Here is a 22,869-nt window from a genome sequence, read left to right on the forward strand (position 1 = left end):
TAATCATTTCACTGAATTCACGACGGGTTTCTGCGGCTTACCTGAAAACAGGTAGCGCAGCAGCGGTACGCGCCGGTGGATTTCATATAGCATCAGCGAGCCCAACACCACCAGCGTGACGCCAACAGCGAAGCCAAGCAGAGGTTGGGGATGTACATTCTCCATCAGGCTTCCGTAGATAATCGTGAGTGGATGGTGTACCAGATAGATAAACAGCGACGCTCCCACGAAGTACGTCACCCCGCGCGATTCCCTATTCAGCAGTCGATGTCCCAGAGTTAACACGACCTTTGTCATGGTGAGACCAATGATGAATATCAGGCAAAACTGCACGCTGAGCTGTAGCGGCGCAAATACCTGAGTATTTTCATTGAGCAAATACAGCCCGACCGATGCCGCAGCAATCAGACCGTCAATGAATGACACTCGAGTGATATTTTCTTTATGTTTGATATGGACAAACGCCACTGCACCGAGCAGGTAAAACGGGAAGTACATCAGCGTATTAACCACTAAAAAGTTAAACAGTGCAGAGCCTGTAACTGTCGGCATTAACGTTGCAGAAAGCTTATGTAGCAGGGCAAAACCGACGCCAAGAGCAATAAAAATCGGTAACAATGCCCCAGTGGAGACTTTGCTCCATAGCGCACGATTGACGATGGCGTTGAGCAGCGGGGCGCTTATCACTGTCAGCAGGCTTAGCGTAAGCAAAAACCATAGATGCGAAACTAAATACCACACGCAGATGTTAGCCTTTTGCCACAGGTCGGCTTGCGCCCAATCGCTGATCCCTGTGGTGTGATGCAAGATGAACCAAAACTGTGGCAGCGTGATAAGTACCATCGCCGTGGCCATCGGAATGAGCAGTCGGGTCAGGCGAACATTCAGCCACTTTTTCAATGGATAGCGCTGGTACAGCATGCAAGAAAAATAGCCAGAAATGACAAAAAACACCTGCATGCGGAATGCATGAATGAAGTCATTAAACAAACTTAATGGCAGGCTTTCTGGCGTGCTGTTGACCACCCAATGGTGAGCCGAATAGACCAGTGAAACGTGGAAAGGTATCCCCAACAGCATGAGCGTGGCGCGGATATAATCTAGATAGTGTTCTCGTTGGATAGTTTTAGCCAATGCGTTGTACCCAAAAATCCTGTCAGATAAGCATTAAAGTGGCGTAACTCTAGGGAGATAATGAACGTCGGGCAAGTGCCGACGCACATTTTTGGATTAATCTGCACATAAGCGTAGCTTAAATAAGAATTGCTAGCAGATTTAAAGCGTTGGCTCCTGTTGAGCTGAGGAGGTAACGACTAATTCTACTTGCTGTTGTTGCAGCAAAGCACTGAGCGCAGCAGGAGGCTCATCGTCTGTAAATAATGCGGTCGCTTTCCCCACATTGCCGATTTCCACCGCCGCAGATGCATGGAACTTGGTATGGTCGGCTGCAAGTAAAATATGCCGTGAATGCGCCATCATTGCTTTGACTACGGTGGTTTCGTTCACATCAAAATCTAACAGGCTACCATCCGCTTCTATGGCACCCATGCTGGTGATCAGATAGTCGGCGCGAAATCCTTCCACAAAGGAGACGGCACTCGGGCCAATAATGCCGCCGTTATGAGGTCGCAGAGTACCACCGGGAACCATCACTTCGAACTCCGTATTTTTATACAGAATATGCGCGACTCGCAGACTGTTAGTGATAATGCGTAAATGGCTGTGGTTCATCAGGGCACGAGCGATATGCTCTACGGTCGTGCCAATGGTGATAAATACCGTGGAGCGATCGGGAATATAGTCGGCGATGGCCTCGGCTATCGCCATTTTTTCATTGGTATAAGAGATCTCTCGTTGCTCAAAGGCGGTGTTTACCACGCTTGAAGCTCGTCCTGCGCCACCATGATGACGCGAAATCAGTCCCTGATCGCTGAGCTTGCGAATGTCTCTACGTACGGTTTGCGTTGAAACATCTAAAAGTTGTGCCAGTTCATCAATGTTCATATATCCACGCTGAGCGATCAATTGGATCAACTGATCGTGGCGTGGATTACCCGTTAATTCGGTCAGACTCATGTTTATTTCTCTTCAATGGGTCATGTTGTTGATCATTTTATACAAAACGAGTGAGGAAAGAGTCAGTTTGATCACAATCAGGGATGCCAGCGCGCCCACCTGGTTGGGTACATTTGAGTGCCGCCACGGCGTTAGCATAGCGTACTGAGGCAGCAATATCTGGTTGACGGCCTAGCGCCACGGCGAGTGCTCCGTGGAAAACATCGCCAGCGCCAGTGGTATCGACGACTTCAACGTGAAATCCCGCCTGATGCTGCAACTGCCCGTGCTGCAGCCAAAAACATCCTTTCTTACCTTGAGTGACATAAACTTGAGCATTTGTGTCATTTTCTGCCATCTGCAATGCGCGTTGGATATCATTTTCGCCTGTCATGCGTTGTAATCCGGGCTCAGAAAATGCTGCGTGGTCTGCTAACGCCACCAGTGGGCGGATATCCTGCGGTGTGACATCTGCATCGAGTAAGGTGGCAACTCCCGCTTGTTTTGCCAGCGTAAAAGCCGTCAGCGTGCCCTGATGCCAGCGCACATCGGCAAGAACCATGTCGTATTGGCTGAAGTCTATTGCCGTTAGCCACTGGGCATCATTAGGCAAGTCAGGGCTTGGATGATTGATGATGATACGCTCTCCATAAGCATCAACCAAGATGGCTGACTGAGACGATCTGGCCTGCGAATAACGCTGAGTGAACGCTGTGTTTACACCGTAAGACTCAAGTTCATTGAGTAGTGTATCTCCCGTCGCGTCGTCACCGACACGGCCTATAAAATCAACGTTAGCGCCCAGTCGTGCGGCTGCGACAGCCGCCGTTGCTGCTGGGCCACCTCCTATTTCTCGATAATCATGAGCTACGTATTTCCCACCACCTGTAGGTAATTTGTCGACGTAATACAACCTGTCCAGTACTGCAATTCCTACGCATGCAATTCGAGTCATGACTTATTCCTCTAAAGTGTTAATTCCCTTTCCGCACCCCGGTGCATTCCGAACTTATTTATCTTTGCACGGCTCTCTCTGACGAGAAGCGTTGGATTGGGAGGTTGCACGATCCATCACTGATTATCAGTAAAACCAGCCTTCGATCACGATGCCGCTATTTTAATTCTCCCAAATGTTAAAAGAGTGACGGCTGTCAATTTTTTGACCATAAATTACAAATACGATCAAAAACAGACAAAATATTCCATTAATGAACTCAAAGTGACATTGAATGACAGGAGAGTGAAATGGCAAAGATCGCTTTTATCGGGTTAGGACAAATGGGGCTGCCTATGGCCAATAACCTGCTTAAGCAGGGGCATCAGCTAAGTGTGTTTGATATCAGTACTCAAGCGATGGTGCAGTTAGTAGGCAAAGGTGCGCGGGCATGTCATAGCCCAGCGGATGCAGCGCAGAACGTGGAGTTCGTTATCACCATGCTGCCAAACGGCGATTTGGTGCGAGAGGTGTTATTCGGTGCTGAGGGTATCTGCACCACGCTTTTACCATCGGCATTGGTGATTGATATGTCCACCATTCATCCGCTGCAAACGGACAAATTGATTGCTGAGATGAAGGATCGCGGTTTCAGCATGATGGATGCCCCCGTTGGACGCACCTCAGATCACGCAATCGCAGGTACCTTGCTGATTCTGGCCGGTGGTACTTCAGAGCAGGTGGAGTATGCAACTCCAGTATTGATGGGGATGGGTTCTGAGCTGATCAACGCTGGTGGGCCAGGGATGGGGATTCGCGTCAAGTTAATAAACAACTATATGAGCATCGCTTTGAATGCACTTTCTGCCGAAGCCGCGGTGCTGTGTGAGGCGCTAGGGCTATCGTTTGATGTGGCGCTGAAGGTGATGAGTGGCACACCAGCAGGCAAAGGCCACTTCACTACGTCATGGCCAAATAAGGTACTTAAGGGAGATCTCACACCTGCTTTCATGATCGATTTGGCTCACAAAGATCTGGGGATCGCGCTTGATGTCGCGAATCAACTGCATGTCTCGATGCCAATGGGGGCCGCTTCACGTGAGGTTTATAGCCAAGCGAGAGCCAGCGGTAGAGGCCGTCAGGATTGGACCGCTATTCTGGAACAGGTGCGAGCAGCATCAGGCCTGAAAAAATAATCGTAATTTGTTTATTTTCAAATAATTAAGGGGCTGATGCTCAGCTCAAAAGGGAGAAGAAAATGCCTTATGTATCCGGTAAAACCATGATCCAACAGGCGTGGAAACACGGCTATGCCATTGGCGCATTTAGCGCTCACAACGCAGAAACGGTGCGTGCCATTTTACTGGCGGCACAGGAAGAACAATCACCGGTCATGATTCAGGTCGGACAAAAAGTGATTAGCGTGATGGGGCTAAAACCGATGAAAGAGATCATCGATGCTTTTATGCACGATATCACGGTGCCAGTTTGTATCCATTTGGATCATAGCCGCAGCTTTGAGCAAACCATGCAGGCAATCCAGTGTGGTTTCCATTCGGTCATGTTCGATGGTTCTCATTTGTCCTTTGAGGAGAACGTCCGTATTACCCGTGCGGCATCCGAGGTTGCCCATGCGCTAAACATCGGCATGGAAGGTGAAATTGGCAAAATTGGTGGCACCGAAGATGATATTTCCGTGGATGAAAAAGATGCGCTAATCACGAGCTGCGATGAGGCACTGCGTTTCTCCGAAGGGACTGATGTGGATTATTTGGCGGTCTCTATCGGCACCGCGCATGGCGTCTACAAACAGGAACCTAAACTCGCATTTGGACGCCTGCAAGAAATTCGTGAAATCGTGAAAAAACCGATTGTATTACATGGTGGCTCAGGCGTTCCTGACGACCAAATTCGCCAAGCTATTGCATTAGGTGTTGCCAAAGTCAACGTCGATACTGAGCTGCGTCAGGCCTTTACCCAAGGGCTTTGCGAAGTATTAACCAACGATCCAGAAGAGTATGCGCTGGCTGTCTCTCTGGGTCATGGACGTGACGTGATGAAAGAAAAAGTAATCGAAAAAATCCGCTTATTTGGCAGCAATGGCAAAGCGTTGCAATTCTGAATATTCATTAAAGGATTAAGAACATGACGACCATTCAACGCCAGCATTTTGGCGAACACCTAGGGCAAACCGTTTCTCTTTTCACATTAAGCAACAGCCAGGGTATGCGCCTGTGTGTCACGGATTATGGATGTATTGTGACTCAGCTCTGGGCTCCCAACCGAGATGGAAAATCAGAAGACGTGGTGATGGGGTTTGATGATTTGGCTTCTTATCAGGCGGGTCATCCATTTTTTGGTGCTATTGCCGGACGATGCGCCAACCGCATTGCTGGGGGACGTTTCAAAATTGACGGGCAAGAGTATCTGCTTGCTACCAATGAAGCGCCGACTGGACAGCATTTGCACGGTGGTATCCGTGGTTTTGATAAGTATGTCTGGCAAGCGCAGGAAGATGGCGACGGTGTGATTTTTAGCCGTACCTCCGTGGATGGAGAAGAAGGCTATCCGGGAAATCTCACGGTGTGTCATCGCATCGGTCTTACTGATGACAACGTGGTGACGTTCGAATTTGAAGCGCAAACGGATAAACCGACGCTGGTGAATCTGGTGAACCATAGCCACTACAACCTACGCGGCCATACTCACCTTATCCACGATCAACAGCTCAAAATCGATGCCGATTTCATGACGCCGGTCGATGAATCCACCATGTTGCCGACAGGCGAGATTGTTCGAGTTGCCGGTACGGCGTTTGATTTTCGCAACGCTCGTCGCTTAGGGGATGCTATGCAACAGCGTGCGGCACAGGACTTCGATATGAATTATGTCTTGAAGCCAACCGACACTGACTTACATCCGGCAGCCACGATGATTTGCCCACACAGTGGGCGTGTCATGGAGGTGCATACCACGCTACCAGGTGTGCAGTTCTACAATGCATTCAAGCTTTCTAACAAGGTTTGGAATGGGAAAGAAGGGCACCGTTATCAGGCATTCTCCGGGATTTGCCTTGAGACACAAGCATTCCCAGACAGCATTCATTTTCCTCATTTTAGCAACGTTGTTTTGCGCCCAGGGCAAACATATGCCAGCCGCACCGAGCATCGTTTTCGCGTTATTGCTTAAATAAATTAATTACTGGAAGCAACATCATGTCAAATAAAGCAAAAGTCGGCGTTTTAGCGTTAGGACGTAATACCTTTGATGTGCCCTATGCCCAGGAAATGTTACAGCAGGCGTGGCATTCACTGGCATTGATGGATCTCGAGCTGGTGGGGGAGCCGGAGTTGCAGTTCGATGCTGAGTCAGCGCTGAAGGCATTAGCCGCGCTGAAGCAGGCCGATCTTGATCTGCTGCTGATTTTACAGGTGACGTTCACCGATGCTTCGTTAACCACCGAAGTGATCCGCGATTTCCCGGTTCCAACCGCGATGTGGTCGTTTCCGGAAGCGCGTACCGGTGGGCGTCTGCGTCTGAATTCATTTTGTGGCGTGAATCTGGCTTGTCATGCCCTCAGCCGTGAAGGAATCAAGGTTCAAACGATTCACGGTGCGCCAGATGATGCGAGCGCGATAAATGAATTGCAACAACTAGCACAGGCGGCGGCAATCGTACGTCGCTTCAAGCAGACCAAGGTGATGGTTATTGGTGAGCACCCATTGGGTTTTGACGCTTGTAACTACAACCAGCAACAGCTTGAACAGCACTTCGGTGTTCAGGTCGCCCGTCAGCCGGTGTTGTCATTTATTGATGAAGTTAAAGCGCTACCTGATAGCGTGGCAGATGCCCCCTATGCACGCCGTGCAAAAGATTTCCCTAATCTCGGGGAAATGGATCAGGACGCGACGCGTAAAACCCTTAAAGTCTATTCCGCCCTGCAAGCTAAAGCCTTGCGTGAAGGTTATTCCGGCATTGCGGTGCGCTGCTGGCCAGACTTTTTCACCGATTACGGCTGTGCGGCCTGTGGTGCGCTAGCGCTGATGAATGAAGACAAAGTGCCGTGTGGCTGTGAAGCCGATATGTTCGGCGTCCTTTCTTCACTGATGGCTCAGTGGGCATCTGGGAATGCTGCGTTTAACACGGATTTGGTAGACATCGACCCACAAAATAACAGCGTTGTGTTCTGGCACTGTGGGCAGGCACCTATCGAAATGGCCGACCGTGATGGTCCCGTTCAAGCCACCATTCATTCTAACCGTAAGTTACCGCTGCTGTCTGAGTTTGCGCTCAAACCTGGACGTATCACCTTATGTCGCATCACACAGGGCGAGGGGAAATTACGCCTGATGTTGGCCGGTGGTGAAATGATCAAAGCGCCGTTGGCCTTCTCTGGGACCGCTGGCACCGCTCGCTTGGATGTTGATGCCGATGTTTATCGCAAGCGTTTGATCGACGCTGGAATGGAACATCACACGTCGCTGGTCTACGGCGAGCACCGTCCTCTGCTACGTAAAGTGGCGCAGTTGCTCAATCTTGAGGTTGTTGAACTGAGCGAGTAAGCGCTCTTTTTCTCAATTGGGATAAGCCCCTTCTCTAAGAAGAGAAGGATTGGTCAGCTTGTCTAGAATTCTCAATCCTTTATGGAGATCTACCATGGTTTCGCAGCAAAGTGGTCTTGAGTTACAGCAGCAACATGACGGTTTTACTCTTATTTTTCAGAATCGCGTATTACTTAAACACTCGTCAGAGAGCCCTTGCTTATGGATTGGGCATGGCAAAGCTGATATCGATATGTTCCGTGGTAATTTCAGTATCAAAGATCGGTTAGGTGAAAAACTGGCTCTGATTGATGCTGAGATTTCATCTACGGCAGCGGGTTTTGACATTCGCTTTAGCCGTGGTGATGTTGCTCAGGCAACGTTAAACGTTGCTATTGATGCCCACGATCGTCTTGAAATGAAGCTCAGTAATGCCGACAGTGAAAATAATCGCATGTGGCTGCGTTTAGCCGCAGAACCTCAGGATCATATTTACGGTTGCGGTGAGCAATTCTCCTATTTTGATTTACGTGGCAAACCATTCCCTTTATGGACTAGCGAGCAGGGTGTTGGGCGTAACAAGCAAAGCTATGTAACTTGGCAAGCCGATTGCAAAGAAAATGCCGGAGGGAATTATTACTGGACCTTTTTCCCGCAGCCAACCTTTGTCAGTAGCCAGAAATACTTCTGCCATTTCGATAACAGTTGCTACATGAACTTTGATTTTTCCGCACCTGAATATCATGAACTGGCTATTTGGCAGGATGAAGCGGTGCTGCATTTTGACTGTGCGGATAGCTACATCACTTTGCTGGAGAAACTCACTGCTCTGCTTGGACGCCAGCCAGAATTGCCAGACTGGGTTTATGACGGCGTAATTTTGGGCATTCAGGGTGGCACTGAGGTTTGTCAGAAAAAGCTGGATGTCATGCGTGAACATGGCGTAAAGGTCAGCGGTATTTGGGCTCAAGACTGGGAAGGTCGCCGCGTGACTTCCTTCGGTAAACGTTTGATGTGGAACTGGCGTTGGGACAGCGAACTTTATCCCGAGCTTGATAAGCGTATTCCACAATGGAAAAAAGAGGGCGTGCGTTTCTTGGGGTACATCAATCCGTACGTTGCCATCGAGAAGGAACTGTATGCGGAAGCGGCTGAAAAAGGTTATCTCACCAAAGATTACAACGGTGAAGATTATCAGGTGGAGTTCGGTGAATTTTATGCGGGGGTGGTCGATCTCACCAAGCCTGAAGCCTATGACTGGTACAAAAATGTGATTAAAAAGAATCTGATCGAATTTGGCCTTGATGGCTGGATGGCAGATTTTGGTGAATATCTACCTACCGATACCGTATTACATAACGGCGTTGATGCCGAAATTATGCATAACGCGTGGCCTGCGCTATGGGCAAAATGCAACTACGACGCATTGGTAGAAACGGGCAAATTAGGCGAAATCCTGTTCTTTATGCGCGCGGGATATACCGATAGCCAGAAATATTCCGTGATGATGTGGGCCGGTGATCAAAACGTTGATTGGAGCTTAGACGATGGTCTTGCATCGGTTATTCCTGCTGCTTTATCGCTGGCGATGACCGGGCACGGTTTGCATCACAGCGATATCGGTGGTTACACCACGCTTTTCGATATGAGGCGTAATAAAGAATTGTTAATGCGCTGGTGTGAATTCTGCGCCTTCACTCCGTTAATGCGTACTCATGAAGGAAATCGCCCAGACGATAATTGGCAGTTTGATCATGATATAGAAACCATTAGCCAGTTTGCACGAATGAGCCATATTTTTGTTGCTCTCAAACCCTACATCAAACAGGCGGTTAAATTTAATTCGCAGTCCGGTTTACCGGTAATGCGACCACTATTTTTGCACTATGAAGATGATGCTCACACTTATAGCCTGAAATATCAGTACTTGTTTGGCCGCGATCTGCTGGTGGCACCGGTTTATGAGGAAGGGCGCACGGATTGGTCACTGTATCTGCCACAGGATAATTGGATAAACCTGTGGACAGGCGAACCACACGCAGGTGGTTGTGAAGTGACTGTTGCAGCGCCAATGGGGCAACCTCCGGTATTCTATCGTGCAGACAGTGAATGGGCAGAATTGTTTGCCTCATTGAAGACGCTATAAGTAAAGTCTCTAGTCCCTTAGCCTCCCTTTTCGAGAGAGGCTAAGGGGGAGGCTATCGTGGTTTATACATGGAGAACCACCATGACTCAGGTTTTAAATAACAATAATGAACCGGCAAAATTATTATTGCCACTGCGGGAAAAAATTGCTTATGGCATGGGCGATTTGGGCTCAAATATATTATTAGATATTGGTACGCTTTATTTATTAAAGTTTTATACCGATGTATTAGGCATACCCGGCACCTATGGCGGTATTATTTTTCTTATTGCTAAATTCTTTACCGCATTTACCGATATGGGCACCGGTATTATGCTGGATTCCCGAACTAAAATCGGGCCCAAAGGTAAGTTTCGTCCATTCGTACTCTATGCAGCGTTTCCGGTTACCTTGTTAGCTATTGCCAACTTTATTGGCACTGGCTTTGAAATTACTGGAAAAACCGTAGTGGCTACGGCGCTATTCATGCTTTATGGCTTGTTCTTTAGCATGATGAATTGTTCATATGGTGCGATGGTACCCGCTATCACTAAAAACCCTAATGAGAGAGCATCTCTTGCCGCATGGCGTCAGGGCGGTGCGACTTTGGGGTTATTGCTATGTACCGTGGGTTTTGTACCCGTTATGGATTTAGTTGAAGGAAACTCTCAGCTTGGCTATATCGTAGCGGCCACACTCTTTTCTCTGGTCGGGCTGTTCTTTATGTGGTGCTGCTATGCCGGAGTGAAAGAGCGTTATGTAGAGGCACCAGCAGCCCATAATGCGCAGGGAAGCGTGCAGAAAAAACCGGGTATTTTGCAATCCTTTCGAGCAATTGCGGGTAACCGTCCACTGTTTATCTTATGTATTGCCAACCTCTGTACGCTAGGGGCATTTAACGTCAAATTAGCCATCCAAGTTTATTACACCCAATATGTACTTAATGACCCTATCTTATTGTCATATATGGGCTTCTTCAGCATGGGGTGTATTTTCATTGGCGTATTCTTAATGCCGATGGCAGTACGTAAATTCGGTAAAAAAACGGTATATTTAGGAGGGCTCGCTATTTGGATTGTTGGCGATGTGCTCAACTATATGTACGGTGATACCTCAGTAACTTTTGTTCTTTATTCATGTTTAGCCTTCTTTGGCTCAGCATTCGTCAATAGCCTAAACTGGGCGCTGGTGTCTGACACGGTTGAATATGGCGAATGGCGGACTGGTATACGATCTGAAGGCACTGTCTATACCGGATTCACCTTTTTCCGCAAAGTATCGCAGGCACTGGCCGGCTTTTTCCCAGGTTGGATGCTAACTCAGATTGGCTATGTTCCTAATATTGCACAGGCTGCACATACCATCGAGGGTCTGCGTGAGCTGATCTTTATCTATCCGGCGGCGTTGGCTCTGACGACGATTGTGGCAATGGGCTGTTTCTATAATTTGAACGAGACAATGTATGTGAAAATCGTGGGTGAAATTGAAGCGCGCAAGCGTGATACAAGCCCAGTTATTTAATAAAAATCTCACTTATGGCAGGCCGCCATAAAGTTAATTAAGTTTTGTGGCGGATAAGTGCGGGCAATATAATAATGAAAGGACCTGTCAGATGGAAAATTTAGAACATCAGGATCCCGTTACCCTAAAGTTATCACTACGGGAAAAAATCGCTTATGGCATGGGTGATTTTGGTTCGAATCTTTTACTGTGTATCGGCACGTTGTATTTGTTGAAGTTCTATACTGATATTTTAGGTATTCCAGCAATTTACGGAGGAGTTATCTTCCTTATTGCTAAGTTCTTTACGGCTTTCACCGATATTCTTACTGGCGTTCTAGTCGATTCTCGTCGGAATATAGGTGTAAAGGGTAAGTTTAAGCCGTTTATTTTTTATGCTTCTTTGCCTGTCGCTTTACTGGAGGTCGCTAATTTTATTCACGTTGACGTTTCTATTAATTTAAAAACGGTGCTGGCGACGGTCTTGTTCATGCTGTTTGGATTATTTTACAGCCTGATGAATTGTTCTTATGGTGCGATGGTACCCGCGATAACTAAAAATCCTCATGAACGAGCCTCCCTTGCTGCATGGCGTCAAGGTGGGTCTACCTTAGGTCTATTGCTATGTACTGTCGGTTTCATGCCAATTCAGACTTTATTTTTATCACAACCAGAATTAGGGTATTTAGTGGGCGCATCGGTATTTGCTACTTGTGGTTTACTCTGCATGTGGTGGTGCCATTCTGGTGTGAAAGAGCGCTATGTTGAGCTTGTTCCACTCCACCATAAACCAAGCATTTTCAAGTCGTTTTGTGCCATTTTTAAAAACCCGCCGCTGCTGGTGCTGTGCATTGCTAATTTATGTACTTTAGCTGCATTTAATATAAAACTGGCGATTCAGGTTTATTATACCCAGTACGTTTTACAGGATATTAATCTATTAGCCTATATGGGATTCTTTAGTATGGGCTGCATTTTAATTGGTGTTCTGCTTGTGCCAACAGCGGTAAAACGTTTTGGGAAAAAACAGGTCTATTTGGGTGGGCTAATGCTGTGGGCCTTAGGCGATCTGCTCAACTATTTCTATGGTAGTTCGTGGGGAAATAGCTCCGTTGTTTTTGTTGTGTTTTCCTGTATGGCATTCTTTGGCACGGCATTCGTCAATAGCCTGAATTGGGCGCTGGTACCGGACACTGTTGACTACGGAGAATGGAAAACAGGTATTCGCGCTGAAGGATCTGTGTATACCGGATATACGTTTTCGCGAAAGATATCTGCGGCACTCGCTGGTTTCTTGCCTGGAATAATGTTAACTCAGATTGGCTATATTCCCAATGTCATCCAAACCGAGTCGGTGTTGGAAGGATTGCGAAGGCTCATATTTATTTATCCTTGTGTATTAGCGATTATCGCGGCTATTACTATGGGGCTATTCTATAAGCTTAGCGAAAAAAGGTTTGTACAAATTATTAATGAGTTAAATGCAAGGAAACTCGCTAAATAAATTAGTTCTAGTATTTAAACCGACATGCTGTTATTACCTTCAGGTTTTTCCTGAGGGTGATATTTGTCAATTTTCATGATGTCAGTGATTTAATATTTCAATAGGGATTTGTCATGAATAAAATAAGTACAGCAATAATATTAGCCTCTTTTATATCTGGAACTGCTTATGCCGGGGCTTATCTTGAGACTCGAGAGGCTTACAATACGGCTTCAGAAGAAAGTGAGATTATCCTACGCGGTGGTTATAACTTTGATAATGGTTCGGGGTTAATGTATACCAATGCTTATAATGTTGGGAAAATGGATCAGTTAAAGCATAGCTATAACGAACTGGAAGGATGGTATCCATTGTTCCGTCCCACAGAAAATTGGACGATTTCACCTGGTGGGTTAATTAACTCAAGTAGTGCGGGTTCTGGCGGTGCTGCTTATTTAGATGTAAATTATAAATTTCTACCATGGTTTAATTTAACGACTCGATATCGCTACAATCATAATAACTATGACACAATCGATACCAATGGCGAATATGATAAAAATGATACGCATGAAATGGCAATGTACTGGAACTTCAAGGTTAGCGATCAGTTTTTATATACCTTTGAGCCACACTATTTCATCCGCGTTAATGACTTTAAAAGTAAAAATGATGAAAGCCATCACTGGGAAATTACTAACAAGTTTAGCTATAAAATAGATGATAACTGGATGCCTTATTTAGAGCTGCAATGGCTAGACCGGTGGGACTATTATAATCGCGAACAATACCGCATTCGTTTAGGTCTACGTTATTCATTCTGATCAATAACATAACGCTCTCCCCGCAGGGAGGGCGTTACTCACCGTCCCCAACCTCCAGATTTGATATCACCTGTTCGACATCATTAACACTGCCAATTTTTATTTCACTGGTGCGGTTCACTTTGCTTTTATCAATAAGCAGGAGGGATTGCAGCGCACGTTTGAGCAACAGGGACTTGAATTCGGCGTTATAGCTGTTGGAGTCCCAGAGAATGCCTTCTTTATCAATACCTTCACAGGAGAAGATAAACAGGTCGATTTCAAGCTCTTTCAGCTGAGAAATAATCGCAGGATTCACATAGCAGGCATATTTTCGCTGCAATAGGCCACCGGAACTTATCAGTTGGATATGTTCTCGTTTGGATAGCTCCTGACAGATCCGTACGCTGTTAGTAAATACGGTGATATCAATATCTGGCAGCTGTTTTGCCAGATACCAGCAGGTTGAGCTGGCATCTAGCGCGATAGTCATACCCTCATCGATCCATGGCAGCGTTTGGCGGGCAATATCGGCTTTACTGGTGAAGTGGCTTTTTAGGCGGGCGCTGAAAGGGTCACCGCTGTCCTGAGTATCGCGCTTGATACTTTTGGCACGGCCATGCTGACGGATGATCTTTCCCTGAGCCTGAAGCGCATTAAGATCGCGTCGGATCGTTTCTTTACTGACATGCAGTAGATCGGCAAGATCTTCTGTGGTTAGCGTTTCATGCTGTCGGATGAGTTGTACGATTGCCTGATGGCGATCTGTTTTCACGGTGGCTCTCCTCTCACGAAAAACCATGCGTCCGGCTTTCGCTTAATGGCCGACGCATGGCTGAATGCAGCAGAGCAAGAGATTAAGGCGTCACTCCTTTTTTTAACAGTATATTCCCGTATTTAGCCGTCTCGCCTGTGATAACGATCGCAAAGGCCTTTTGAGCGCGTTCATAAAATGCGAAACGATCGATGCGTTCAATTGTAAGCTCGCTCTGCTCATGGTGCGTAAGAGCCTGTAAATAGCGCTGTTCGACGCTGGGATCGAGTGTGTCTCCAGCGACAGCGGCCATCATAACCAGCGGCGGGGCATAACTGTCGAGCTCGAATAGTGGAATGATGGCTGCCAGCAGATCGCTGACCTTTAATCCATCGGCTCTAATGACCTTTGGTCCCATGCTATGCGCGGGGAAATGCGCGTCGGAGAAAATGATTTCGTCGCCGTGCCCCATTTCAGCCAATGTCTTGAGTAGCTGTGGTGAAATGAGCGGGGAGATATTTTTTAGCATTTCAAACTCCTTCTAAAATGGGGTTATGACTCGTCGTCAGCTCACGGTATTCAGCACTTTGCTCGCTGGGATAATAAGACTGATAGCGATAGTTAACCTGTTGGCGAGCCTGCTCGGGAGAGTCGTAATAGCCAACGCCGCTCCATGCAAACATAGCGGCACCGAGTACGGTCGTCTCAGCATCGTGCAGAACTTTGATCGGCAGATTTAATACGTCTGCTTTGATCTGGTTCCATAGCGTGTTGCGACTGCCACCGCCGACGAGTAAAAGCTCTTTTGAGGTAAACCCGCCGATATTTTCCAGTAACGCGAGATTTTGCTGTAGCTGCCAAGAAAGCCCTTCCAATGCAGAGCGATAGAAATGGCCACGCTCAGTATGCAAACGCATTCCACTCCAGCCAGCAGGGGAACGGTTATCAAGCAGTTGGCAGTTCATCCGCAATCCTTCGCTACCGGGGCTAATATTGGCCGCTTCTGCAATCATCTGGGAATACACATCCGGTAGCTTTCCGTTAGGCCAGTAAAGCTGACGAACCTTTTCCAGCACACCTGAAGCAAGCCACTGTAGACCCGGATTGAACAAGCCTTCACAGCTGTCCAACTCGCAGGTAGAGCCAATAAAACGGGGCAACAGTGATGTATTGACCTGCGGAGTTCGCACCATCAATATTTCCCATGTGCCGGATGAAAGCACCGGTTGATCGAGACCCGCTCCTGAACCAAATAGGGCAAATTGGGTATCGTGTCCGGTAGCAATGACCGGTGTACCCGCAGGAATACCAAGGCGTTCCGCCATGTGCGGTAATAAATGACCAATATGTTCCCCTGCCGCAACGATACGGGGAAAAAGTCCGATAGGGAGTCCAGTCCGCTGTAAAATCGTGTCGCTAAACGTTTCCTGACGCACATCGAGCAGTTGGCTTGTGCCCGCCATTGTGCGATCGGTAGTGAACTCACCGGTGAGACGTTGGTTAATCAGCGATGAGATAAACAGCCATGCATGGGCTTTTTCTAGCAGTTCTGGGCGGTTTTCTTTCAGCCATATGAGTTTATATAACGTGTTGAAACTGAATTGACCGATCCCCGAAATAGTTTGTAGTTCGCCGGGAGTAATGTAGCGGTCAATCTTTTCCATAATCGCCGCCGTACGTGGACATTTCCAGCTAATGACGGGGTAAAGTAGTTCACCATTGGCATCAACCAGAGCACCATCAACGCCAAATGTTGTTACGCTGATGGCATGAATTTTAGCGCCACCAAGCTTAGGCATGATTCTCTGGCAGCAATCGGCAAAGCGTTGCAGGATGTCATCGAGTGACCAAACGTGCCATTGGTCATTTTCTGTGGCGGGCTGGCTGGCGTTTGGTGTGGTCGCTTTGGCAACAACGATGCCTTGAGCATCAACCGCAATGGCGCGGATATTGGTGGCTCCGCAGTCCAAAATGATCACCACATCATTGTTCATGGTGGCTCCTCGTTAGTATTGATCCGTCATACTTCAAGCTTGCATTTTGTTGTCTGCATTCACTTACCTGAGTACTCGCTCTGACTAGAGTAAGCTCATCACAATGTGCTGACTTGTTACCTCAATGAAGCTCGAATTATTGAAGGTATAAATGCGCAGATCCCCACCCGACCATCACCCATAGAAGGCGCGGTTGGGCGGGGTAAGCCATCAGCCTTTATTTTTTATACAAAGGTCCATAGTTTTGGCAGGCACGGTAGTCTTGGCCTTCAATATCCATGCCGTGTGCGCCCCATGAGGATGGACGGTAGATATCACCGTCAGCCACGTTATGCATACAGACAGGAATACGCAGCATAGAGGCCAGCGTAATGAGGTCTGCGCCTACGTGACCGATGGTGAGCACGCCGTGGTTTGCGCCCCAGCTCGCCATGACCGAATAGACATCGGTGAACGGCCCTTTGCCGGTCAAACGCGGAGCGAACCATGTGGTTGGCCAGGTTTCGTTGGTACGTTTGTCGAGAATGTCATGCACATCTTGCGGAAGCTCAACGCTCCACCCCTCGGCAATTTGCAGTACCGGACCAATGCCCTTAATGATGTTGACGCGCGACATGGTGAATGCGACGCCGCCGCGGGTGAGGAATCGAGATGAGTAGCCACCGCCGCGGAAATATTCGTGGATCGCTGGGCACCATTCCGTTGCTTGCAAGCAAGTGTCAGCTTCTTTCTGGCTGATTTCCCAATGGGGTTTCATCGTTGGTTTACCCTGAGCGTCAAGTTGGCGGCAAGAACCGTCCAGTGCCGCAGAGCCAGAGTTAATCAGATGAATGATCCCGTGTTGAGCATGGCCAGTGAGTTCGCTGCCCGTAACGCGTTTGACCGCTTCAGGTGACCAATAGGTGCGCACGTCAGCAAATACTTGAGCGGTGCCCGTCAGCATATGGCCTAGCAACATGGCGACGCCATTGAGGCTATCGTTTTCTGTGGCAACCACGAAAGGCTTGCGTACACCATTCCAGTCAAATGAACTGTTTAGCAGTGCTTCGGCGGTGTCTCCGTTTGGATATTGATCTGTCCAGTGACGCTGCCCTTGGAAACCCGCGGCGATCGCGTTATATCCCAGCGACTCCTCCACAAAGCCTTGCTCTGCCAGTTTGGCGTTGCCCTGCATCATGTCGCGAATACACATCGCCATGAGTAAGCTTTCACGCAGTACCGCACGGCTGCTTTCAGGAGAACGGCGGTACTGTTCGGCGTTCAGGTCTGGGCCGAAACGGAAGTTTTCATCAGCCCATGCCAGCGCTAGCTCAAGCTCTTCCTCATCGTAAATTTTCTGGTCGATGCGACGACGTAGCTCAGTCATATCGACCGACTGCACTTTCATTCCCAGCCAAGATTCGAAGAAGTTGTGGTCGACGATAGAACCGGCGATGCCCATCGATACGCCACCTAAGGACATATAGCTTTTGCCTTTAATTCCCGCAACGGCAAGGCCTGCGCGAGCGAAACGCAGCAATTTCTCTTTGACGTCGGCGGGAATGCTGTCGTCGCCGCTGTCTTGCACATCGTGACCATAAATAGAGAAGGCAGGAATACCTTTTTGGCTATGTGCTGCTAATGCGGCGGCTAGATAAACGGCGCCAGGGCGTTCGGTGCCGTTAAAACCCCAGATGGCCTTCGGACGCATTGGGTCCATATCAATGGTTTCACTGCCATAGCACCAGCAAGGCGTTACAGTAATGGTCAGTCCAACGTTTTGGCTGCTGAATTTATCTTCACAGGCAGCGGACTCTGCCATTCCGGCAATGCAGCCGTCGGCAATCACGCACTCCACCGTAGCGCCACAGGCATGGCGCAGATTTTCACTCAGAAGTTGTGCAGTGGCTTTCGCCATATTCATGGTTTGTTCTTCAAGCGACTCACGAACCCCCATGCGGCGGCCATCAATGACGGGGCGGATACCAATTTTGGGCAGGTTTTTAATAGGTAAGTGTTGGCTATTCATTCTTATTCCTCACATTAATCAGTAATTTATTGTCGTTAAGGTTGAATTGCTTAAGCCGTTACGCGCGGCAGGACGTTTGATCTGAATTTGGCAAAGATGAAAATAATGGCGAAGCACAGTGCAGGGATCAGTTCAGCCGTTGGAATATTGCCGGCAGCGTCGCTGACGAATCCCATAAGCGGAGTCACAATGCCGCCGCCGATGATGGTCATCACAATGATGGATGAACCATATTTGGTATCTTGATCTAACCCTTTGATGCCGAGGGAGAAAATAGTCGGGTACTGGATTGACATAAACATGCTGCACAGCGTTAGCGCAATGAGGCCGACGTGGCCACCTGCGGCTGCGGAGATGACGCATAACACCATAGAGATGAAGGCATACACGGCCAGTACTTTATGTGGGGCGTAGTGACGGATAAGCCATGTGCCGCTGAAACGACCAATGAAGAAACAAACCATGGTTGCGGTTAAGTAGTTTGCGGCAAAGCCTGGGGTTGTGCCTGGTAGTTCTTCGATGGCGTAACGAATCAAATAGCTCCAGCAGGCGGTCTGAGCACCGACATAGCAGAACTGTGCTAATACTGCCCAGCGCCAGTGACGAATGCGTAATAAACGAGCCACGGATTTCAGCAGAGAGCCGCCCTTATCACCACTATGTGCATCACTTTGGATAACAGGGAACTTGGTAAAGGCAATCAACAGCGCGACAAATAGTACAATGGCGACAATCATCATATAGGGTGACTGCACCGCTAATACTAAACTGTGGTTGTATGCGGCTAGCTGCTCTGGCGACATCTGAGCCAGTACATCGGCTGGCTGATGAGGAACATGGGATAAAATAAGCCCCTGACCAAAGACCACAGCGATAATCGCGCCAAAGGAATTAAAGGTTTGAGCCAGATTAATTCTGAAGTGCCCAGTTTCTTCTGGCCCTAATACGGTAACGAAAGGGTTAGCTGCGGTTTCTAAACAACCAAGGCCCGCGGCAATAATAAATAATCCGATAAGAAATAATGTATAGTTCATTCCCTCGGCGGCAGGCCAGAAAAGTGCTGCGCCTATGGCGTAAAATAAAAGACCGGTAATAATCCCTGCTTTATAACTTAGTTTTTTCATTAATATCCCCGCAGGGATAGGGATTAGGAAGTAACCAAAGTAAAATGCTGACTGAATCAATCCAGCCTGAAAATTAGTTAAGGTGAACGCCTGTTGAAACTGCGGCAGTAAAATATCGTTGAGGTTGTTAGCCACTGCCCATAAAAAGAATAACGAACATAATAATGCGAAAGGGATTAAATAGTTCCCTTTGCGTTCATGGCTAGCAACGCGGTAGTTTTCTGACTGGATCGAAACGTTTCCCATAGCGCCCTCGTTAGGTCATACAGAGATATTGAGTAAATCCGTTCTTATTCCGCAGTCACGTCCACAGGCACTCTCCGTTCAATGGGAGGCGGGGTGCAATCATGCCGTTTATGCGGTAAGTGAAGCTATTCTTAAAATAAAAAATCACTAAAAGTATGAGTTCAGTCACATTCGATATTATTGGCAGGGGAAGTGTGAACGTGGTCACTTTAATAAAACAAAAAACATGCCAGTTTTAATCAATAACCATAAAAAAAACACAGTTAGCGTGACCGATTATTTAATTTTTGATTTAAACGGTCAGTTCTTTGTTTATAGGGGGAATAATTGCCCGTTTTTATATTGTTATGTTTAAACGGACATTTTTATTCCTGTTTTTATCCACTCATTGGCTATTGATTCACTTATTGTATTGAAGTGTGTCACATATTTTTATTTGAGCATTTATTGTTGTTACGTGGAGGGGGAATATATCCCCATCATACTTCAAGTTGCCTTTTTGTTGGCAGCGTTTACTTGCCGCTTCAATGCAACTCGAATTATTAGGGTATAGATGCTACGTACTTGGCCATATTAGTGGTTCCATCAATGATCAAAGAGGCAACAAATGGAAAGAGATTCATTGGCTCGTGAAATTATTCATACTTGTTTAGAAATGACTCGTCTGGGGTTGAATCAGGGCACAGCCGGTAATGTGAGTGTGCGTTATCACGACGGCATGCTGATTACTCCTACGGGGATCCCGTATGAGAATCTGACGGAATCTCATATTGTCTACATTGATGCTGACGGCAAGCCTGAAGAGGGGAAGGTGCCTTCCAGCGAATGGCGCTTCCATCAAATCGCCTATCAGACGCGACCAGAGGCTAATGCAGTCGTGCATAATCATGCCGTTCACTGCACCGCCGTTTCTATTTTGAACCGTCCGATTCCGGCCATCCATTACATGATTGCTGCCGCTGGTGGCAGCACTATACCTTGCGCCCCTTACGCCACTTTTGGCACGAAAAAGCTGTCTGAGCATGTTGCCGTGGCGCTGAAAAACCGTAAGGCCACGCTGCTGCAGCATCATGGAATGATCGCTTGTGAAGTGAATTTGCAAAAAGCATTGTGGCTAGCTCACGAAGTTGAAGTTTTAGCTGAACTTTATCTCTCAACATTGCCAATCGTTGATCCGGTACCGGTATTGTCTGATGAAGAAATCGCCATAGTGTTGGAGAAATTTAAAACCTACGGCCTGCGCGTTGAAGAGTAGGGCTGCCGTAAAACATTTCTCACTAAAGAGTATTCATTATGACAAATCGAATGATTTTGAATGAAACATCGTGGTTCGGACGTGGCGCGGTGAATGAGCTCGTGCCTGAGGTGCTGCGCCGTGGCTATGGCAAAGCATTGATCGTGACAGATGCGCAGTTGGTTTCCTGCGGTATCGTGGAGAAGGTGACGTCTAAATTAGACGCGGCAGAGTTGGAATATCAAATCTTTGATGAAGTCATGCCAAATCCGACTATTGCCGTTGTTCAGCGCGGGCTGGCGGCTTTTGACGCGAGCGGTGCTGACTATCTCATCGCCATTGGCGGTGGTTCGCCGCAGGATACCTGTAAGGCTATTGGTATTATCAGCGCCAATCCAGAGTTTGAAGATGTGCGTAGCTTAGAGGGTGTCTCCCCAACTCATAGCCCGAGCGTACCTATTCTTGCCATTCCGACCACGGCAGGAACAGCAGCGGAGGTGACCATTAACTATGTGATCACTGACGAAGAAAATCGCCGTAAATTTGTCTGCGTTGATCCTCATGACATCCCGCTGGTGGCTTTTATTGATGCCGATATGATGGACGGTATGCCAGCCAGTTTAAAAGCGGCGACCGGAGTAGATGCGCTCACTCATGCGATTGAAGGATACATTACGCGCGGTGCATGGGAACTTACCGACACGCTACATCTCAAGGCGATTGAGATCATTGCCCGTTCGCTGCGTAACTCGGTGGCTGGTCAGCCAGAGGCCGTAGAGGATATGGCGCTGGGACAGTATGTTGCGGGGATGGGATTTTCTAACGTAGGTTTGGGCCTAGTCCATGGAATGGCTCACCCGCTGGGCGCGTTTTACAACACGCCGCACGGCGTTGCTAACGCGATTTTGTTGCCACATGTGATGCGCTATAACGCGGCCTATACTGGCGAGAAGTATCGCCAGATTGCGCAGGCTATGGGCGCAGATGTGACTCATGCTACTTTGGAACAAGCGCGAGAGGCGGCGATCCAAGCGGTTGAAGCACTGAACCGCGACGTGGGTATTCCTGCTTCGTTGAAAGAGGTGGGAGCACGAGAAGAGGATATCTCTGATCTGGCACAGGCCGCTTTTGATGATGTTTGCACCGGTGGGAATCCGCGTGAGGCAAAACTAGAAGAGATCAAAGCGCTGTATCGGCAAGCCATGTGAGGCATCTATCTTTTAGATAAAACTAGGCTAAGTATTAGTAAGACGAGCCACGCGGACAGGACGTCTGCGTGGCGTTTGTGGCGAGCTCTTATCGTACGCTTACACCAGATATTCGATAGAAGTAATACACAGTTAATCAGCGGACGAAATACTCACCGGTTCTTCCAAATGCATATCCCATTAAGCCTGACGTTTGAATAATCCTGCGATTTGGAAGCAGCTGAAAGAGCTAAACAGCATTTCAATACCCACAATCGTGGTGACCAATGTTACGGACATCACTGGGCCTGCGGTAATGAACATGGCTGCGATGATCAAATCGAGAATACCAATCACGATTTGCAACCAAGCACCGTTGACACCGCGCAGTTTAAATCCAGCGGTTAGACGAATAATCCCTCCCACTGCAAACAGCGTCGCCAGAATCACCGACATAGTGAAAATACCAACGGCCGGATTAGTAATAAATACGTAACCCATAATGATATAGGCTGCGCCCATCAGAATTCCTGCCACCATCGGCCAGAAGTTACGAGTACGGTTGGCGATCATCCCGATAATCAAACCAATACCACTAAGGACGAATAGCGTGCCCACAATTGCGCTCAAGGCTGCGCCGGAGGCAAAGGGGTTGATCAGGCAGAAAATACCGCCTAGTAACAATAGGAATGAAATAACCAGCAGCAGAGTACGCTGTTTTTTTAGAAAGTTTCCGTCCAGACCGAGCAAACTTTTACGATCAATATTTAACATGATGAGACTCCATTTTCTTCGGTTGCGTTCGGTAGTTAAATCACTGGCTTATTATAGTCATACGTTATGAATGAAATGGGCGCAAAGAATGTCGTTAATCGATCTCA

At 47.8% G+C, this 22,869-nt stretch carries 19 protein-coding genes; 10 read left to right on the forward strand and 9 right to left on the reverse strand.

Annotation, left to right across the window (positions count from 1 at the left end):
• Positions 1–3 precede the first annotated feature (3 nt).
• From mdoC to K9N75_RS01910, 3 genes are all read right to left on the reverse strand, one after another.
• Positions 4–1,080: a glucans biosynthesis protein MdoC gene (gene mdoC, locus K9N75_RS01900; RefSeq protein ID WP_016361110.1), complete on the reverse strand. Its 1,077-nt coding sequence runs from the start codon at positions 1,078–1,080 to the stop codon at positions 4–6.
• Positions 1,081–1,275: 195 nt separating this feature from the next.
• Positions 1,276–2,076, reverse strand: a complete 801-nt coding sequence (locus K9N75_RS01905; protein ID WP_004093409.1) for a DeoR/GlpR family DNA-binding transcription regulator — start codon at positions 2,074–2,076, stop codon at positions 1,276–1,278.
• Positions 2,077–2,113: 37 nt separating this feature from the next.
• Positions 2,114–3,010 (reverse strand): sugar kinase, encoded by an 897-nt coding sequence (locus K9N75_RS01910; protein ID WP_008814760.1) that lies wholly within the window; start codon positions 3,008–3,010, stop codon positions 2,114–2,116.
• Between the two features lie 290 nt (positions 3,011–3,300).
• On the opposite strand from K9N75_RS01910, the gene yihU reads away from it, so the two are divergent.
• The 8 genes from yihU to ompL all read left to right on the forward strand — a co-directional run bounded on the left by yihU (position 3,301) and on the right by ompL (position 13,462).
• On the forward strand, positions 3,301–4,185 hold the full coding sequence (gene yihU / locus K9N75_RS01915; protein WP_039187773.1) for a sulfolactaldehyde 3-reductase: 885 nt from the start codon (positions 3,301–3,303) through the stop codon (positions 4,183–4,185).
• A 62-nt stretch (positions 4,186–4,247) separates the two neighbouring features.
• The gene (locus K9N75_RS01920) at positions 4,248–5,111 is read left to right on the forward strand and encodes a class II fructose-bisphosphate aldolase (protein WP_224452154.1); all 864 of its coding nucleotides are present in this window, start codon (positions 4,248–4,250) and stop codon (positions 5,109–5,111) included.
• 23 nt (positions 5,112–5,134) lie between these two features.
• Positions 5,135–6,178: an aldose epimerase family protein gene (locus K9N75_RS01925; RefSeq protein ID WP_004093390.1), complete on the forward strand. Its 1,044-nt coding sequence runs from the start codon at positions 5,135–5,137 to the stop codon at positions 6,176–6,178.
• A 26-nt stretch (positions 6,179–6,204) separates the two neighbouring features.
• Positions 6,205–7,551, forward strand: coding sequence for an L-fucose/L-arabinose isomerase family protein (locus K9N75_RS01930; protein ID WP_224452155.1), 1,347 nt, complete (start codon positions 6,205–6,207; stop codon positions 7,549–7,551).
• Between the two features lie 94 nt (positions 7,552–7,645).
• Complete coding sequence (locus K9N75_RS01935) at positions 7,646–9,676, forward strand: alpha-glucosidase (RefSeq protein ID WP_224452156.1); 2,031 nt, start codon at positions 7,646–7,648, stop codon at positions 9,674–9,676.
• A gap of 81 nt (positions 9,677–9,757) precedes the next feature.
• Positions 9,758–11,176 carry an MFS transporter gene (locus K9N75_RS01940; protein WP_224452157.1) on the forward strand — a complete coding sequence of 473 codons (1,419 nt, stop codon included), beginning with the start codon at positions 9,758–9,760 and terminating at the stop codon, positions 11,174–11,176.
• 91 nt (positions 11,177–11,267) lie between these two features.
• Positions 11,268–12,659: an MFS transporter gene (locus K9N75_RS01945; protein WP_008814767.1), complete on the forward strand. Its 1,392-nt coding sequence runs from the start codon at positions 11,268–11,270 to the stop codon at positions 12,657–12,659.
• A 113-nt stretch (positions 12,660–12,772) separates the two neighbouring features.
• Complete coding sequence (gene ompL / locus K9N75_RS01950; RefSeq protein WP_061059289.1) at positions 12,773–13,462, forward strand: porin OmpL; 690 nt, start codon at positions 12,773–12,775, stop codon at positions 13,460–13,462.
• A gap of 34 nt (positions 13,463–13,496) precedes the next feature.
• Here the strand turns inward: ompL and fucR are convergent, their stop codons facing one another.
• From fucR to fucP, 5 genes are all read right to left on the reverse strand, one after another.
• Entirely contained in the window at positions 13,497–14,216 is a 720-nt protein-coding gene (gene fucR, locus K9N75_RS01955; protein WP_114445343.1) for an L-fucose operon activator, read from the reverse strand.
• Between the two features lie 82 nt (positions 14,217–14,298).
• Complete coding sequence (fucU, locus tag K9N75_RS01960; RefSeq protein WP_008814770.1) at positions 14,299–14,724, reverse strand: L-fucose mutarotase; 426 nt, start codon at positions 14,722–14,724, stop codon at positions 14,299–14,301.
• 1 nt (position 14,725) lies between these two features.
• Positions 14,726–16,189, reverse strand: a complete 1,464-nt coding sequence (fucK, locus tag K9N75_RS01965; RefSeq protein WP_224452158.1) for an L-fuculokinase — start codon at positions 16,187–16,189, stop codon at positions 14,726–14,728.
• A gap of 217 nt (positions 16,190–16,406) precedes the next feature.
• Positions 16,407–18,197 carry an L-fucose isomerase gene (fucI, locus tag K9N75_RS01970; RefSeq protein WP_224452159.1) on the reverse strand — a complete coding sequence of 597 codons (1,791 nt, stop codon included), beginning with the start codon at positions 18,195–18,197 and terminating at the stop codon, positions 16,407–16,409.
• Between the two features lie 50 nt (positions 18,198–18,247).
• Positions 18,248–19,567, reverse strand: coding sequence for an L-fucose:H+ symporter permease (fucP, locus tag K9N75_RS01975; RefSeq protein ID WP_095661649.1), 1,320 nt, complete (start codon positions 19,565–19,567; stop codon positions 18,248–18,250).
• 607 nt (positions 19,568–20,174) lie between these two features.
• On the opposite strand from fucP, the gene fucA reads away from it, so the two are divergent.
• Positions 20,175–20,822 (forward strand): L-fuculose-phosphate aldolase, encoded by a 648-nt coding sequence (fucA, locus tag K9N75_RS01980; protein ID WP_008814774.1) that lies wholly within the window; start codon positions 20,175–20,177, stop codon positions 20,820–20,822.
• Positions 20,823–20,860: 38 nt separating this feature from the next.
• A complete protein-coding gene (gene fucO / locus K9N75_RS01985) occupies positions 20,861–22,009 on the forward strand; it encodes a lactaldehyde reductase (protein WP_008814775.1) in 1,149 nt (382 codons plus the stop codon).
• A 180-nt stretch (positions 22,010–22,189) separates the two neighbouring features.
• Here the strand turns inward: fucO and K9N75_RS01990 are convergent, their stop codons facing one another.
• The gene (locus K9N75_RS01990; RefSeq protein WP_008814776.1) at positions 22,190–22,762 is read right to left on the reverse strand and encodes an HdeD family acid-resistance protein; all 573 of its coding nucleotides are present in this window, start codon (positions 22,760–22,762) and stop codon (positions 22,190–22,192) included.
• Positions 22,763–22,869: the final 107 nt, after the last annotated feature.

Source organism: Hafnia paralvei, assembly GCF_020150375.1.
Classification (GTDB): domain Bacteria; phylum Pseudomonadota; class Gammaproteobacteria; order Enterobacterales; family Enterobacteriaceae; genus Hafnia; species Hafnia paralvei.

Coding starts and splice junctions, on each gene's coding strand:
- K9N75_RS01905 (WP_004093409.1), bottom strand. CDS start 2,076: ATGAGTCTGACCGAATTAACGGGTAATCCACGCCACGATCAGTTGATC.
- K9N75_RS01925 (WP_004093390.1), top strand. CDS start 5,135: ATGACGACCATTCAACGCCAGCATTTTGGCGAACACCTAGGGCAAACC.
- mdoC (WP_016361110.1), bottom strand. CDS start 1,080: ATGCTGTTGGGGATACCTTTCCACGTTTCACTGGTCTATTCGGCTCAC.
- fucI (WP_224452159.1), bottom strand. CDS start 18,197: ATGAATAGCCAACACTTACCTATTAAAAACCTGCCCAAAATTGGTATC.
- K9N75_RS01935 (WP_224452156.1), top strand. CDS start 7,646: ATGGTTTCGCAGCAAAGTGGTCTTGAGTTACAGCAGCAACATGACGGT.
- K9N75_RS01910 (WP_008814760.1), bottom strand. CDS start 3,010: ATGACTCGAATTGCATGCGTAGGAATTGCAGTACTGGACAGGTTGTAT.
- fucA (WP_008814774.1), top strand. CDS start 20,175: ATGGAAAGAGATTCATTGGCTCGTGAAATTATTCATACTTGTTTAGAA.
- yihU (WP_039187773.1), top strand. CDS start 3,301: ATGGCAAAGATCGCTTTTATCGGGTTAGGACAAATGGGGCTGCCTATG.
- fucU (WP_008814770.1), bottom strand. CDS start 14,724: ATGCTAAAAAATATCTCCCCGCTCATTTCACCACAGCTACTCAAGACA.
- K9N75_RS01930 (WP_224452155.1), top strand. CDS start 6,205: ATGTCAAATAAAGCAAAAGTCGGCGTTTTAGCGTTAGGACGTAATACC.
- ompL (WP_061059289.1), top strand. CDS start 12,773: ATGAATAAAATAAGTACAGCAATAATATTAGCCTCTTTTATATCTGGA.
- K9N75_RS01920 (WP_224452154.1), top strand. CDS start 4,248: ATGCCTTATGTATCCGGTAAAACCATGATCCAACAGGCGTGGAAACAC.
- K9N75_RS01945 (WP_008814767.1), top strand. CDS start 11,268: ATGGAAAATTTAGAACATCAGGATCCCGTTACCCTAAAGTTATCACTA.
- fucP (WP_095661649.1), bottom strand. CDS start 19,567: ATGGGAAACGTTTCGATCCAGTCAGAAAACTACCGCGTTGCTAGCCAT.
- K9N75_RS01990 (WP_008814776.1), bottom strand. CDS start 22,762: ATGTTAAATATTGATCGTAAAAGTTTGCTCGGTCTGGACGGAAACTTT.
- fucK (WP_224452158.1), bottom strand. CDS start 16,189: ATGAACAATGATGTGGTGATCATTTTGGACTGCGGAGCCACCAATATC.
- K9N75_RS01940 (WP_224452157.1), top strand. CDS start 9,758: ATGACTCAGGTTTTAAATAACAATAATGAACCGGCAAAATTATTATTG.
- fucO (WP_008814775.1), top strand. CDS start 20,861: ATGACAAATCGAATGATTTTGAATGAAACATCGTGGTTCGGACGTGGC.